This window comes from Methylobacterium sp. Leaf93 (genome assembly GCF_001422345.1).
Taxonomy (GTDB): Bacteria; Pseudomonadota; Alphaproteobacteria; order Rhizobiales; family Beijerinckiaceae; genus Methylobacterium; species Methylobacterium bullatum.
On the sequence record NZ_LMMS01000028.1, the window covers coordinates 146,972 to 161,322 of the forward strand.

A 14,351-nucleotide genomic window follows, 5' to 3' on the forward strand; every position below is an offset into this window, starting at 1 on the left:
TCGCCGCGCTTAGGCGTTTGAGCGGGCGATGGAGACGGCATGGTCGAGGAGGAGGGCGCGCTCCTCCTCTCCAGAGGGACATCCCCGTCCAAGCCAGAGAGCATTGCTCGCTGCGAGGCCCTTCCCAATCGAACGGCCCGGTTGGATGCCCGCCGCGATGAGGTCACCCCCGCTTAGGGGAAAGACGGGTACGGGTTGGGTGCCTTCGAGGAACTGCTCGAAGGCCAGGCGGGCCTCCACGCTCATCTGACCCTTTCGGTGGTCGTCCATCACGGCGACGACAAGGGCCAAGCCGCCCAAATCCTGCGTCGCGACGAGCCGCCGTATATCTGCCGCCGCAATGACGGGCAGACGCTCGATCGCCCGCCTCGCCGCCGCATACGCCTGAAGACAGGCCTGCTCCTCGTTAGACAATCGCAGCGCCTGTCTCAGTCGCTCGGCATCGGCGTCGGAATCGACCGCCAGGGCGGCGAGCCGTGCGACAGCCCCCAGCGGCAAGCGATGATCCGCATTCGCCGAAACGGCCCGTTCGAGGCGGTCGAGACGCCCCTCGGTCCCGATGACGCGCGTCAGCAGCCCGGCTCCCCTCATTTCTGCGATGGCTTGGACGGCGCCCGGCGCTTCTAAAAGTTTCAGGAGTTCCGAACGGACCCGTTCGCGCGACAGGCCGTCGAGGGCCTCTGCCGCGTCGGCCGCTGCCCGTAACCCCTCCTCGTCGGGTGCTCCGATGCCGTAGCGGGCATGGAAGCGGAAGAAGCGCAGGATGCGCAAAGCGTCTTCGCGGATTCGGGTCGCCGCATCCCCGATGAAGCGGACGCGGCCCGCGTGAAGATCCGCTTCGCCTCCCGTCGTGTCGTGCAAGGCGCCGTCCCCGTTCAGGGACAGGGCGTTGATGGTGAAATCGCGGCGCTCGGCATCGCGGGCGAAATCGCGCCCGAACCTCACCACCGCATGCCGCCCGTCGGTCTCGACGTCCTCCCGGAGGGTCGTCACCTCGAACGCCCGGCCGTCGAACAGGATCGTCACCGTTCCATGCTCGATCCCGGTGGGGATCGCTTTCAGGGAAGCGGCCGTTGCCCGCCGCATCACATCCTCGGGCAGCAGAGTGGTGGCGAGATCGATGTCGGACCCGACCCGCCCGAGCAGGGCATCGCGGACGGACCCACCGACGATCCGGGTTTCCTCTCCCGCCGCCTTCAGCACGGAAAGCACGTGCGAGATGGCCGGATCCGCAAGAAGAGCTTTCAGCCCATCCCGCTGAAGATCACGGCTCGTCATTGGAAATGACCGGGAACGACCTGGCCGTTCTCGATCCTCGGCGGAACGTAGCCGCCGCGATGCTTCTCGCCGGTCAACCCCACGACGATGAGAGACAGGATCACCAGAACGAGCCCTCCCATGGTCAGGCGGAACACCGACCCTTCCCAATGGGCGCCATGACGCGGGTTGCGGCCCCTGATCGCGAGATAGAGGCCGAACAGCACGAAGGGCAGCAGGAAGATGAGGGCTTCTTCGAAAAGGCGACGGATCATGTGGCTTTCACGGGGTGGTGGAAGCCCGTCATGTCACGGAAACAGGCGTTCGTGGAGATTGTTCACGATCCCTGCCGTCACACCCCAAATCATGCGGTCGCCGAAAGGGATCGCGTAGTAGCGGCGCGGGCGATCCTGCCAGACCCCGACGCCGAGCCGGCGGCGAACCGGGTCCATCAGGCGAGCGAGCGGGACTTCGAAGACGTCCGCCACCTCGGCCGGATCGAGATCGAGCGGTGTCCCTCCCGCGCAGAGCCCCACCACCGGCACCACGAGGAAGCCCGTGGCCGACAGATAGGGGTCGAGATAGCCGAGGATCCGGATGTCGTCGGGGCGAAGGCCGATCTCCTCCCGGGCTTCGCGAAGGGCGGCATCGGCCGGGCTCCTGTCGGAGGGTTCGATCTTGCCGCCGGGAAAGGCGATCTGGCCGGAATGGTCCCGCAGGTGCGAGGCCCTGACGGTGAAGAGCACGGAGAGTTCCCCGTCCCTGACGATGACGGGGACCAGCACCGCCGCCGGCCGGTGCGGTCTGCCCGGACGGATCGCGATACCGATGGGATCGAGGTCGTGGTCTCCGCGCGGGTTCGAGATCGGGTCGTCGGTTTTGGGTGGAGTTGGCGAGAGGCCCCGCCCGGCCCTGTCGAGCAGGTCGGACAACGCGTCGAAGCTCATGCGCCTTCGCTGCGCGCGATTGTGTGAAAGCCGCCGCCGCCGGCGATGCCGAACCACGAGACGCCATCGATCAGGCGTTCCTCTCCCAGCGCAAGGAGGTCGTAGGTCGTGGCGCGGGTGAGGAGCGCCCAGAGGCCGCGGCGCACATGGACATAGGGGCGCAAACCTCCGTCGCCGCCTTCCTCGAAGCGAAGGGCATGGTCGGCATCGACGGTGACGAGATCGTCGACATTGGTGCGGAACGCGATGCGCCGGGCCTCGCCTTCCCCCTCCGCCGCCATCTCCACGGCAGCGAAAGGCGCATCGTCCACGACGATGCCCACGCTCTCCACCGGCGTCACCAGGACGATGCGGCCATCGGGCTCCCGCCGCAGGATGGAGGAGAACAGCTTGACGAGGGCCGGGCGGCGGATCGGCGAGCCGTTGTGGAACCAGGTTCCGTCCGCGGCGATCCGCATGTCGATCTCGCCGCAATATGGCGGATGCCAGCGTTCCACCGGCGGCAACCCGCGTTGGGGTATCCCGTCGAGCGCCAAGCTCAGCCTGGCGAGAGCCGGGTCCGGTGTCTGCTGTTCCGCCTGAGTCATGGTCTCAGGAGATACCGCGTTTCCGAGATTTTGAAACTGCCCTCAATTTGGGAATCGATGCCGAAGCGAGTGTTGGCACTTAAATTTTCGCTGCGTTGCATCCTGCTCCAGACTCAATGCGAGCACATGCTAATACGAATGAGTTCAATCAAATGCTTAGTGATTTGTGCAATGCAAAAATATTCGCTGCAAAAATAGCTAGACAGCATTTGCTCTTGTCTCGGAAGTTTGGCACTCAGAGCAGGCATCCCAGGGAGGGAATGCCTAAAACGCATCAAGCGCCTCGTCCCACGGCCAGCCAGCCGAGCTTCGTCATCACGATAACAACGCAAGGACGGTAGAATGACCGCATTGTTGCTTATCATCCTGGGCGGGCTGTGCGCCGTCGCCTACGGTATCGTCACGATCAACGACGTGATGAAACGCGATGCCGGCACCCAGCGGATGCAGGAGATCGCCGGGGCGATCGCGGAGGGGGCACAGGCCTATCTGCGCCGGCAATACGCCACCATCGGCATCGTCGGCGTGGTCCTGTTCGTGGCGCTCGCCTATTTCCTGGGGTTGAAGGTCGCCGTCGGCTTCCTCATCGGCGCGGTTCTCTCGGGAGCGGCCGGCTTCATCGGCATGAACGTGTCGGTTCGCGCCAATGTCCGCACGGCACAGGCGGCCTCCACCTCCCTCGGAGCGGGGCTCGACGTCGCCTTCAAGTCCGGCGCCGTCACCGGCATGTTCGTGGCCGGTCTCGCGCTCCTCGGAGTCGCTCTGTACTACACCTTCCTCACCCGCGTTTCGGGCCTCGCGCCCGCCAGCCGCGAAGTCATCGATTCCCTGGTGGCGCTCGGCTTCGGCGCATCCTTGATCTCGATCTTCGCCCGCCTCGGCGGCGGCATCTTCACCAAGGGCGCGGATGTCGGCGGCGATCTCGTCGGCAAGGTCGAGGCTGGGATTCCGGAAGACGATCCGCGCAACCCCGCCACCATCGCCGACAATGTGGGTGACAATGTCGGCGACTGCGCCGGCATGGCGGCCGATCTGTTCGAAACCTACGCGGTGACCGTCGTCGCCACCATGGTGCTCGCGGCGATCTTCTTCGCCGGCCAGACCGCTGTCGGCGGCCGCAACGTGTTGGAGGCGATGCTGCTCTACCCGCTCGCCATCGGGTCGGCCTGCATCCTCACCTCCATCGCCGGCACCTATGCCGTGCGGCTCGGGGCCAACCAGTCGATCATGGGGGCGCTCTACAAGGGCCTGATCACCGCCGGCGCGCTCTCCATCGTCGCCATCGCCTTGGTCAATTTCGCGCTGTTCGGCGGTTTCGCCACCGAGTTCAAGACCAATGCCGGCGTCACCTTCACCTCCGGCGGCTTGTTCGGCTGCGCAGTGATCGGCCTCGTCATCACAGCGCTCATCGTGGTGATCACCGAATACTATACTGGCACCAACTTCCGCCCGGTGAAGTCCATCGCCGACGCCTCCGTGACCGGCCACGGCACCAACGTGATCCAAGGCCTGGCGATCTCGCTGGAATCGACGGCCCTGCCGGCGCTCGTCATCGTGGCGGGCATCATCTCCACCTACTCGCTGGCGGGCCTGTTCGGCATCGCCATCGCCGTTTCCGCCATGCTGGCGCTCGCCGGCTTCATCGTCGCCCTCGACGCGTTCGGCCCCGTCACCGACAATGCCGGCGGTATCGCGGAGATGGCCGGTTTGCCACCGGAAGTCCGCAAGTCCACCGACGCGCTCGATGCCGTCGGCAACACCACCAAGGCCGTCACTAAGGGCTACGCCATCGGCTCGGCCGGTCTCGGTGCCCTGGTCCTGTTTGCCGCCTATACCAGCGATCTGGACTACTTCATCGCCAATGCGAGCCCGACTCAGTATCGCTTCTTCCAGGGCGTCACCGTCGATTTCTCCCTGTCGAACCCCTACGTCGTCGTCGGCCTGCTTCTCGGCGGTCTGATCCCGTTCCTGTTCGGCGGCATGGCGATGACCGCGGTGGGCCGTGCTGCCGGCGCCGTGGTGGAGGAGGTGCGGCGGCAGTTCCGCGAGAAGCCCGGCATCATGGCGGGCACCGACCGTCCGGATTACGGGCGGGCCGTCGATATGCTCACCCGCGCGGCGATCAAGGAAATGATCCTGCCTTCGCTCCTGCCGGTCCTGTCGCCCATCGTGCTGTTCTTCGCGATCCAGGCGATCGCCGGGAAGAACCAGGCCTTCGCCACGGTGGGCGCGTCCCTGCTCGGCGTGATCCTCACCGGCCTCTACGTGGCGATCTCGATGACGTCCGGCGGCGGGGCGTGGGACAACGCCAAGAAGTACATCGAGGACGGTCACCACGGCGGCAAGGGCTCCGACGCGCACAAGGCGGCGGTGACCGGCGACACCGTCGGCGACCCCTACAAGGACACCGCCGGCCCGGCCGTGAATCCCGCGATCAAGATCACCAACATCATCGCTCTGCTTCTGCTGGCAGTGCTGGCGCATCTCTGAAGGTCGTATTTGCTCCGTCGCCTGCGGCATCGTTCCGATCTCCCGCATCGAACCGACGCTTCAGCCCGCCGCGTGCGGCGCCGCACAATTGGCGCCGCATCGCACTCTCGTTCCCCCTGACGGTCTCTCGTCTGCGCCATAACTACGGGCTCAGCGGGCGCACCCCAGAACGGTCGCGCCTCGATTATCGTAGTCTGACGAGAGACCTTCATGCCTTCACTGAACGATCCGATCCGCATCGGCGCGATCGACGCAAAGAACCGCGTCTTCATGGCGCCTCTCACCCGTGGCCGTGCCACCAGGGAGCATGTGCCGACCCCGATCATGATCGAGTATTACACCCAGCGTGCCGGCGCGGGCGTGATCCTCACCGAGGCGACGGGTATCAGCCAGGAAGGGCTCGGCTGGCCCTACGCACCGGGCATCTGGTCGGACGAGCAGGTGGAAGCCTGGAAGCCCATCGTAAAGGCGGTCCACGAGGCCGGCGGCAGGATCGTCTGCCAGCTCTGGCATATGGGGCGCGTGGTGCACCCGAGCCTGAATGGTGGCAAGGCGCCGATCTCCTCCTCCGCGACGACCGCGCCGGATCAGGCCCATACCTACGAGGGCAAGCAGCCCTATACTGAGGCCCGCGCCCTGCCGATCGACGAGATTCCGCGGCTCCTGGCGGATTACGACCGCGCCGCACGCAACGCGATCGCCGCTGGATTCGACGGCGTGCAGATCCACGCGGCGAATGGCTACCTCATCGACCAGTTCCTGCGCGACAACACCAACCACCGTGAGGACCGCTACGGCGGCTCCATCGACAATCGTATCCGCCTGCTGACGGAGGTGACGCAGACCGTGGCCGACGCCATCGGAAAGGATCGTACCGGCGTGCGTCTCTCGCCGAACGGCGAGATCCAGGGGGTGGACGATTCGAACCCGGACGCCCTGTTCGGCGCCGCCGCGGCCGCGCTCGACAAGATCGGCATCGCCTTCCTCGAACTGCGCGAGCCTGGCCCGAACGGCACCTTCGGCAAGCCGAACCACCCGCCCGTGGCGCCCGTAATCCGGAAGGCTTTCGACGGCCCGCTAATCCTCAATTCGGATTACGATCCCGCCGCTGCCGAAGCCGCCCTTGCTGAGGGAAAGGCCGACGCCATCGCCTTCGGACGGCCCTTCATCGCCAATCCCGATCTCGTCGAGCGGATCGCGACGCATGCTCCGCTGCAGAAGGACGTGCAGGCGACGTGGTACAGCCAGGGACCTGAGGGTTATATCGACTACCCGGCGCTCAATGAGTCGCGAGCGGCCTGATTTCCCAAGACCGCTTCACTTGCGAAACGATCGGCTCGGAGGGGATAACCCATCCTTTGGGCCGATGCCGTTCGTCGGTCCTTCCTCGATGGAGTGGAATGACCGCATGGATCGAGGGGCGCATCGACGGTTTTGGTGTCGAAGCCGTGGCGCGGGCGCATTGGCAATTCCGACTGCCGGTGGGGTTAGGCGGTGCCGGCATGGCGATCGCGGACTTCGTCCGCGGGCGAGGCCGGGGCAACGGCTTCTTCCGCACGAGATTTTGCGTGATGGGCAAACCCTACGGGCTGGTCATCTTCGATTTTGACGGAACGCTCGCCGATACCTTCCCGTGGTTCTGTAGCGTCATCAACGGTGTCGCCCGTCGCTACCGTTTCCGACACATCGACCCCGCCGAGACGGAGGCGCTTCGCGGCCTATCCGCCCGTGCCCTCATTCGCGAACTCGGCGTGCCTGCATGGAAGCTGCCTTTCATCACCCGGCACATGCACGGCCTCGCGGCCCGCGATATCGAGACGATCTCGCTGTTTCCCGGCATTCGCGACATGCTTCGCGATCTCGATGAGGACGGCATCATCCTCGCTATCGTCAGCTCTAACAGCGAGGCCAATATCCGGCACGTCCTGGGGCCCTGTGCCGCTCGTTTCCGCCACTATGCCTGCGGCGCATCGATGTTCGGCAAAACCAAACGCCTGACGGCGGTCATGCGAAAGGCCGGAGCGCGCGGAAGCGTCATCTACATCGGTGACGAATTGCGCGACCACGATGCGGCCAGGGCGGCCGGTTGCAATTTCGGAGCCGTATCATGGGGATATACGCGAAGCGATGCTTTGGCTGCCGGGAGGCCGGACGCTCTCTTTGAGCATCCCGGCCATGTCGCGGAGGCGATTTGTTCGACCGAGCTTCGAGGATCTCACCCGGCGGCATCGATATTGTATGGTAGTTCGTCATGAACAGGGAGGTCGGGCTCGATGCAGTGCCCAGGACCGGCGCGACGCGCAAACCTCCGATACCGTCTACGGCAACGGGTATACACGATGTCAGTTCAGTGCTCTTCCGACGGCTCGGACGAAGGCGGTCGCGGTGCGGCCAGCCACATTGCGGCGCGGCGTCGCTCACCTGGCAAAAGGACCGTGGAGAGCCTGATTGGCGGCCTGCGGTCAGCCTATCCACTCGATGATCAGGCCACGACCGTGGAGGATTTCGCCGAAATCATCGGTCGCCTTCGCCGGGGCGATGACCAACCGCAGTAAGAGATCCGGCGCCATTGGAACGATAGTTCCGCTCGCCCGCCAGTCCTTCAATCTTCCATCATACGAAGGACACGTTCGCCAAAGAGGCGGATCATGCACAGGACGAGCACCGGAACCAGCGCGATGACCCCAATATTGGGTCCGAGAAGAAACGAAAGACCGACTCCGAGGCCGGCGGTGAAAGCGGCTGGCACCATGGCGAACTCACATATCGTTATCGTTGGCTGGCGAAACATCGCAACGATATCTGCTTTATAATGCCCAACCAAGCAGAAAAATTCTAATTTTAATATGGATCAATAAGTTCCTTCGCCTCATGGGGTTTATTTTGCAGCACTGCCGATGAGGTGCTACATCTGTCCGCCGGTAAGTAAAACGCAATAATATAATTGAAGATATGCAACATTCGCTTCAGGCGTAATATCAATAAGCAAGATATATAATAAGTTTCTAAGACAAATTTTGCTGCAAATTGTAAAACATATTCTTGTAAATAAAAATGCGTAGCTGTTATAGTCACATACAAAACAAGTGAGTCCGTATTAAAATAAATAAATGGATGTGATGTATTGCTGAATTGTTTTAGAAATAAAACAGACTTTTTGGGCTGTTCGAATGCCCAAAGTCAGTCGGCGGGGATTATTGTGGTTGATATTCCGCGCACAAGTCACGACCAGCGGTCTCGTGCAACCGGAAGGCCGGCTCGTTTGCGTAGATGGCTGGGGCGGGAGGATTCGAACCTCCGAATGGCGGTACCAAAAACCGCTGCCTTACCACTTGGCGACGCCCCATCGACGCAAGGCCGCGCGTTGTCTAGACGCCGCGTCGGCCCGTTGCAACAGCCTGTTCGCTCCGGCCGACCAAGAAATGGAGAGCGCGCATGTCGAAGCGGATCGCGATCGTCACGGGGGCGGGGTCCGGGATCGGCCGGGCGGTGTCGCTCGGGCTCGCGCGAGCCGGGTTCGATCTGGCTCTGGCCGGGCGTCGACGGGGGCCTCTCGATGAGGTCGCGGATGACGTGCGTGCGCTCGGGGTCGAGGCCTTGCCGGTGGAGACCGATGTCGGCGATGTCGCAGCAGTCGAATATCTCTTCGCGGAGGTGAAGGCGCGGTTCGGTCGCCTCGATCTCCTGTTCAACAATGCCGGCCTGTTTGCGCCCTCCGTGCCGCTGGACGAACTCACCCTGGCGCAGTGGCAGACCGTCGTGGATGCAAACCTCACCGGAGCGTTCCTGTGCACGCAGGGCGCGTTCCGGATCATGAAGGCGCAGAACCCGCGCGGCGGCCGCATCATCAACAACGGGTCGATCTCGGCCCAGGTGCCGCGTCCGAATTCGGCGCCCTATACGGCGACGAAACACGCGATCACCGGCCTGACCCGGTCGACCTCCCTCGACGGACGCGACCACGACATCGCCTGTGGGCAGATCGATATCGGCAATGCCGAGACCGACATGACCAAGCCGATGGCCGCCGGCATTCGGCAGCCCGACGGATCGCTGAAGGTCGAGCCGGTGATGGACGCCCGTCACGTGGCGGATGCGGTGGTCTACATGGCCGGGTTGCCCCTCGACGCCAACGTGCAGTTCATGACCGTGATGGCGACGAAGATGCCCTATATCGGGAGGGGTTGAGGCCCGGCGCTTTCGCCCGGTCCCCGTTCGCACTACAGACGGGGCACGCACCCGACCTTGTACAGACAAGCCCGCCCCGGCGGACGAGAGAAGCAACCGCCCGCGATGTTGATGCAGACAGAACCCAAGGACGCGACCGGCAAGGAGGCCGACAGGGCCAAGGATCCCGTCGCCCGTCGCCGCACCTTCGCGATCATCTCGCACCCGGATGCGGGCAAGACGACGCTCACCGAGAAGCTGCTCCTGTTCGGCGGCGCGATCCAGCTCGCCGGCGAGGTCAAGGCCAAGCGCAACCGCGTCTCGACCCGGTCCGATTGGATGGGCATCGAGAAGGAGCGCGGCATCTCGGTGGTCACCTCGGTGATGACCTTCGAGTACGGCGACTGCGTCTTCAACCTGCTCGACACGCCGGGCCACGAGGACTTCTCGGAGGATACCTACCGCACCCTGACGGCCGTCGATTCGGCGGTCATGGTGATCGACGCCGCCAAGGGCATCGAGGCGCGCACGCGCAAGCTGTTCGAGGTCTGCCGCCTGCGCGACATTCCCATCGTCACCTTCATCAACAAGCTCGACCGTGAGGCGCGCGACCCGTTCGAACTGCTCGACGAGATCGAGAAGACCCTGGCGCTGGATGTGGCGCCGGTCACTTGGCCTATCGGCCGTGGGCGGAGCTTTGCCGGCACCTACGATCTCGGCAACGGCCGCGTGCGCCGGCTCGATGCGGCGGACGACGCCGGCACCGTGGCCGTGTCCGGCGTGGACGACCCGCTCTTCGATCAGTTGCTCACCGAGGAGGGCGAGGTCGCCACGTGGCGCGAGGAGGCGGAGCTCGCCGAATCCGGCCTGAAGCGTTTCGATCTCGATGCGTTTCGCGAGGGGCATCTCACGCCGGTCTTCTTCGGCTCGGCCCTGCGCAATTTCGGCGTGCGCGATCTCATCGACGGGCTCGCCCGCTTCGCGCCGCCGCCGCGCGGGCAGGATTGCGACAAGCGCCTGGTGGAGCCCACCGAGCCGAAGATGACGGGGTTCGTGTTCAAGATCCAGGCGAACATGGATCCCAACCATCGCGACCGCATCGCCTTCATGCGGGTCTGCTCGGGCAAGCTCAGCCGCGGGATGAAGGCGAAGCTCGTGCGCACCGGCAAGCCGATGTCGCTCTCCGCACCGCAATTCTTCTTCGCACAGGACCGCGCCATCGCCGACGAGGCCTTTGCCGGCGACGTGGTCGGCATCCCCAACCACGGCACCCTGCGCATCGGCGACACGCTCACCGAGGGCGAAGAGATCGTGTTCCGCGGCGTGCCGAGCTTTGCCCCGGAAATCCTGCGCCGGATCAAGCTCACCGACGCGATGAAGGCCAAGAAGCTGCGGGAAGCCCTTCAGCAGATGGGCGAGGAGGGCGTCGTCCAAGTGTTCCGCCCGCATGACGGCTCGCAGGCCATCGTCGGTGTCGTCGGCGCGCTGCAGCTCGACGTGCTGAAGGAACGGCTCCAGGCCGAGTATGGCCTGCCCATCGATTACGAGCCGACGCGCTTCTCGATCTGCCGCTGGATCGAATCGGATGTGGAAACCGACCTCGATTCCTTCATCGGCTCGCATGGCTCGGCCATGGCGAGCGATCTCGACGGCGCGCCCGTCTTCATGGCGACCACCGCCTTCTCCCTCCGCTACGAGGAGGAGCGCGCGCCGAAGGTACGGTTCACCGACATCAAGGATTACCAGAAGCGCGCCGTCTGAATCTCGGCGGTGCCTGAATGGAAAAGGGCCGCGCGGTTTGCACCGCGCGGCCCTTATCTAGTTTCAACCGATGCCGTTGAGGCGATCAGCGGCCCTGCTGGATCGCCGAGAGGATCCAACGCCCGCCGCGCTCGCGCACGAAGGTCCAGAGCTCCAGCGCCTCCGGCTCGCCGGTCTCGACGGTCTGGTTGGTCCGAAGGTCGATCGTCACGTCGGTGATGGCGTAGCGCATCGCCACGGTGGCGTATTCCATCCGGCCTTCGCTCCAGGCTTCCGACAGGTCGCCCTGCAGCAGCTTCACGTTCGAGATCCGGTTGACGACCCCACGGGATTCGTTGCCGCGGAGTTCTTCGGTGAAGTAGCCCGCCATTTCCGGCGTCGCGAGGTTGCGCAGAGCGGCGACGTCGCCACGGCCATATGCCGCCTGCACGTCGTTGAGGGCGATCTCGAAGCTCTGGAAATCGCCGGGGCCGATATCGACCTTGCCGACGGTCGGCTGAGGCGCGCCGCGCGGGGTCGCCCCCATCGCCGGCCCAGGACCGGTGGCCGAGCCCGGAGCGGAGCGGTAGTTGCCCGGGGTGGAGTCGCCCTGGAGAGCGGACCGGGACATGCCGGCGGGAGCCGGATTGCCCTGGCGACGGCGGAACCAGCGCACGGCGAAGGCCACGACCATCACGATGAGGCCGACCTGCAGGAGGAGGCCGATCATCGAGGCGATGCCGCCGAGTCCACCGAAGAAGCCGCCGCCGAGGAGCGCGCCGAGCAGGCCCGCACCGAGCAGGCCGGCCATGAAGCCGCCGCCGAAGCGGGGACGCTGCGTGGCAGCGCTGGTCATGCCGGGATTGCCCATGGTCGAGCCGGGCTGCGTCTGCGAACGCTGGATCGGCGCCGCGCCCGGTGCCGTGGCCGTGGAGGAGGGGGCGTTGTACGTCTTCGAGCCGCGCGAGCCCATGCCGCCGCCGCCGCCCGGACGGGCCTCGGCAACGGGCGCTGCGACGGCCAGCACCGCGGCGAGCGCGAAGATGGTCGCGGCGCGGTTGCGACGCGTGGAGGAGATGAACATGAATACGCCTCTGAACGAAGTCTGAGAGAGTCCCGGCGGGAATGCCGGACCTTATATGGTGACGTCCGGCGACAAGTTTTAGTCCGTCTCCGGCGCCGCTTTTGTTCCGTGGACGACGATGGGAGGAGCCGTGACGCCTCAGCCGGCGGCGGGGAAGATCATCCGCACCGTCGTTCCCTCGCCGGGCTTGCTGTCGAGGGAGACGGTGCCGTTCTGGCGCTTCACCAGGCCGTGGACGATGGCGAGCCCGGTGCCGCGCCCGGCCTCGCGCGTGGTGATGAAGGGAGCCAGCGCTCTCGCTGCCATCTCCGGCGACATCCCATGCCCGGTATCCCGCACCGAGATGCCGATGGCGCCGTCTCCCTGCCGGCGGATCGCCGGGTCGCTCGACGGCACCAGGAAGCTCGCGATCTCGACACTGCCGCCGGCCGGCATTGCCTCGCAGGCATTGGTGACGATGTGAGAGAGGGCGAGATCCACCTGGGTCGGGTTGGTGAGGCCATTGGGTAAATCCGGCGCGGTGTGGACCGTCAGTGTCACTCCGGGCGGAAGCGTCCCGCGCATGCGCGTGCCGAAGGCGGTGATGAGAGCGTTCATGTCGACGGGGCGGACATCCGGCGCGATCCGCCGCGAGAAAGTCAGCAAATGCCGCGTCAGGATCGTGGCCCGCTCCACGGCATCGGTGGACCGGGTCACGGCCCGCTGGATGAAGGGTTCTTCCCGGTCGCCGAGACGCCGCTTCAGCCCGTCGATATAGCCGATGAGGATCTGCAGAAAGTTGTTGAACTCGTGGGCGACGCTGTTGGTGAGCAAGCCGAGGGCCTCGCGTTGGCGAGACAGAGCGAGCGCCCCTTCCGCGTCCCTGCGCCGGGTCACGTCGATCAGTTGCGCGAGGAGAAGACCGGTCTCCGGCAGGGGCACCGCGAAGATCTCGGCCCAGAAGGTCGAGCCGTTTCGGCGCCAAGCCAGTACCTCGATCCCTTCCGGCCGCGTCCCAGCCAAGGCCGCGGCGAAAGCGCTTCGGGCGTCCTTATCGGTATTGGCGCCGAGAAGGAGATGGACGTCGCGTCCGGCGAGATCGCCGGTCTCATGGCCGGTGAGTTGCGCGAAGGCGGGATTGGCCGAGACGATCCTCGCCGTCGCCGGGTCGATCAACAGGGCCGGTATGGCGCTGGCTTCGAGGCCCGAACGAAAATCGTTGCGCGAGCCCGGAGGATCGCCTGGTTCGCCGTCCTGATCATGCAACGCCATGCTCTATCCAGGCCTGTCGGAGCGAAACGGGCTCCAGCGTGAGTCGCATCGGGTGCGGGTGCCAGGATCGATCGGCACGGCAGCTCCCGGCGATGGCTATTGCCGCACCCACATCACCCGGGCGATCCAGGCGATCTCCGCCACCTGGACGATGCGTTCGGGGTGGTTCGGGTTGAGTGAGAGCAGTTCGATGGTGCGGGCGGTCTTGCGGCGCAATTCCTTGGCCAGCACCTCGCCGCTCGCCAGGCGCACCACCACGCGGTCGCCCTTGCGGACACTGGCGGTGGGAGAGACGATCAGCACGTCACCGTCGCGATAGAGCGGCTCCATGGAATCGCCCTGCACTTCGAGGGCGAAGGCGCGATCCTCGCCGAGATCGGGAAACTCGATCTCCTCCCAGCCCGGGCCGCCCGTGGGCATACCTTCCTCGGTGAAAAGCCGGCCCGCGCCGGCCTGCGTCATGCCGATCAGCGGCACCATGGCGCGCGGCATGCCTTCCCGTGGCTCGATGAGGCGAAGGAAATCGTCGAGCGTCGCGTTGGTGGCCGCGAGCACCTTCGACACGGATTCGGTGGAGGGCCAGCGCTTGCGCCCATCCGGCCCGATCCGCTTCGAGCGATTGAAGCTGGTGGCATCGAGGCCCGCACGGCGTGCGAGACCGGAGGCCGAGAAGCCGTGGCGTTCCGCGAGGCGGTCGATCGCGGTCCAGATCTGCTCGTGGGACAGCATGGCGAGACTCGATCAGAATGGCTAAGACATCCAGCCTAGCTTTAGGAAAGTAGAACTAAAATACGCCGGAAGCAACGGCACGCCGCCATTATCCTGAAG

General features: G+C 65.1%; 12 protein-coding genes and 1 tRNA gene. 5 read left to right on the top strand and 8 right to left on the bottom strand.

What is annotated here, in order from left to right:
* Window positions 1–9: 9 nt before the first annotated feature.
* Genes ASF26_RS18405 through ASF26_RS18420 form a run of 4 tightly spaced genes read right to left on the bottom strand, consistent with a single transcriptional unit; the run spans window position 10 to window position 2,791 of the window.
* Window positions 10–1,278 carry a CCA tRNA nucleotidyltransferase gene (locus ASF26_RS18405; protein WP_056257350.1) on the bottom strand — a complete coding sequence of 423 codons (1,269 nt, stop codon included), beginning with the start codon at window positions 1,276–1,278 and terminating at the stop codon, window positions 10–12.
* Entirely contained in the window at window positions 1,275–1,532 is a 258-nt protein-coding gene (locus ASF26_RS18410) for a DUF6111 family protein (RefSeq protein ID WP_056257353.1), read from the bottom strand. Before ASF26_RS18410 ends, ASF26_RS18405 begins: the two co-directional genes overlap by 4 nt.
* A 33-nt stretch (window positions 1,533–1,565) precedes the next feature.
* Complete coding sequence (locus tag ASF26_RS18415) at window positions 1,566–2,204, bottom strand: CoA pyrophosphatase (protein ID WP_056257356.1); 639 nt, start codon at window positions 2,202–2,204, stop codon at window positions 1,566–1,568.
* The gene (locus tag ASF26_RS18420; protein WP_056257359.1) at window positions 2,201–2,791 is read right to left on the bottom strand and encodes a DUF1285 domain-containing protein; all 591 of its coding nucleotides are present in this window, start codon (window positions 2,789–2,791) and stop codon (window positions 2,201–2,203) included. Before ASF26_RS18420 ends, ASF26_RS18415 begins: the two co-directional genes overlap by 4 nt.
* A gap of 342 nt (window positions 2,792–3,133) precedes the next feature.
* Here ASF26_RS18420 and ASF26_RS18425 point away from each other — a divergent pair, with 342 nt between their 5' ends.
* The 3 genes from ASF26_RS18425 to ASF26_RS18435 all read left to right on the top strand — a co-directional run bounded on the left by ASF26_RS18425 (window position 3,134) and on the right by ASF26_RS18435 (window position 7,536).
* Entirely contained in the window at window positions 3,134–5,281 is a 2,148-nt protein-coding gene (locus ASF26_RS18425; protein ID WP_056257362.1) for a sodium-translocating pyrophosphatase, read from the top strand.
* Between the two features lie 210 nt (window positions 5,282–5,491).
* Window positions 5,492–6,583: an alkene reductase gene (locus tag ASF26_RS18430; protein WP_056257366.1), complete on the top strand. Its 1,092-nt coding sequence runs from the start codon at window positions 5,492–5,494 to the stop codon at window positions 6,581–6,583.
* A gap of 98 nt (window positions 6,584–6,681) precedes the next feature.
* A complete protein-coding gene (locus tag ASF26_RS18435; RefSeq protein ID WP_244475986.1) occupies window positions 6,682–7,536 on the top strand; it encodes an HAD hydrolase-like protein in 855 nt (284 codons plus the stop codon).
* A gap of 1,016 nt (window positions 7,537–8,552) precedes the next feature.
* Here the strand turns inward: ASF26_RS18435 and ASF26_RS18440 are convergent.
* A tRNA-Gln gene (locus ASF26_RS18440) sits at window positions 8,553–8,627 on the bottom strand.
* An 89-nt stretch (window positions 8,628–8,716) separates the two neighbouring features.
* Between ASF26_RS18440 and ASF26_RS18445 the strand changes: the two genes are divergently transcribed.
* Complete coding sequence (locus tag ASF26_RS18445; protein WP_056257374.1) at window positions 8,717–9,469, top strand: SDR family oxidoreductase; 753 nt, start codon at window positions 8,717–8,719, stop codon at window positions 9,467–9,469.
* Window positions 9,470–9,574: 105 nt separating this feature from the next.
* Window positions 9,575–11,209 carry a peptide chain release factor 3 gene (locus tag ASF26_RS18450; RefSeq protein ID WP_056257378.1) on the top strand — a complete coding sequence of 545 codons (1,635 nt, stop codon included), beginning with the start codon at window positions 9,575–9,577 and terminating at the stop codon, window positions 11,207–11,209.
* Window positions 11,210–11,294: 85 nt separating this feature from the next.
* On the opposite strand, the gene ASF26_RS18455 is transcribed toward ASF26_RS18450, so the two are convergent.
* The 3 genes from ASF26_RS18455 to ASF26_RS18465 form a co-directional block, all read right to left on the bottom strand.
* Window positions 11,295–12,272, bottom strand: a complete 978-nt coding sequence (locus ASF26_RS18455) for a TIM44-like domain-containing protein (protein WP_056257381.1) — start codon at window positions 12,270–12,272, stop codon at window positions 11,295–11,297.
* Window positions 12,273–12,410: 138 nt separating this feature from the next.
* Window positions 12,411–13,523 (bottom strand): ATP-binding protein, encoded by a 1,113-nt coding sequence (locus tag ASF26_RS18460; RefSeq protein WP_056257384.1) that lies wholly within the window; start codon window positions 13,521–13,523, stop codon window positions 12,411–12,413.
* 96 nt (window positions 13,524–13,619) lie between these two features.
* A complete protein-coding gene (locus tag ASF26_RS18465) occupies window positions 13,620–14,252 on the bottom strand; it encodes a helix-turn-helix transcriptional regulator (RefSeq protein WP_056148049.1) in 633 nt (210 codons plus the stop codon).
* Window positions 14,253–14,351: the final 99 nt, after the last annotated feature.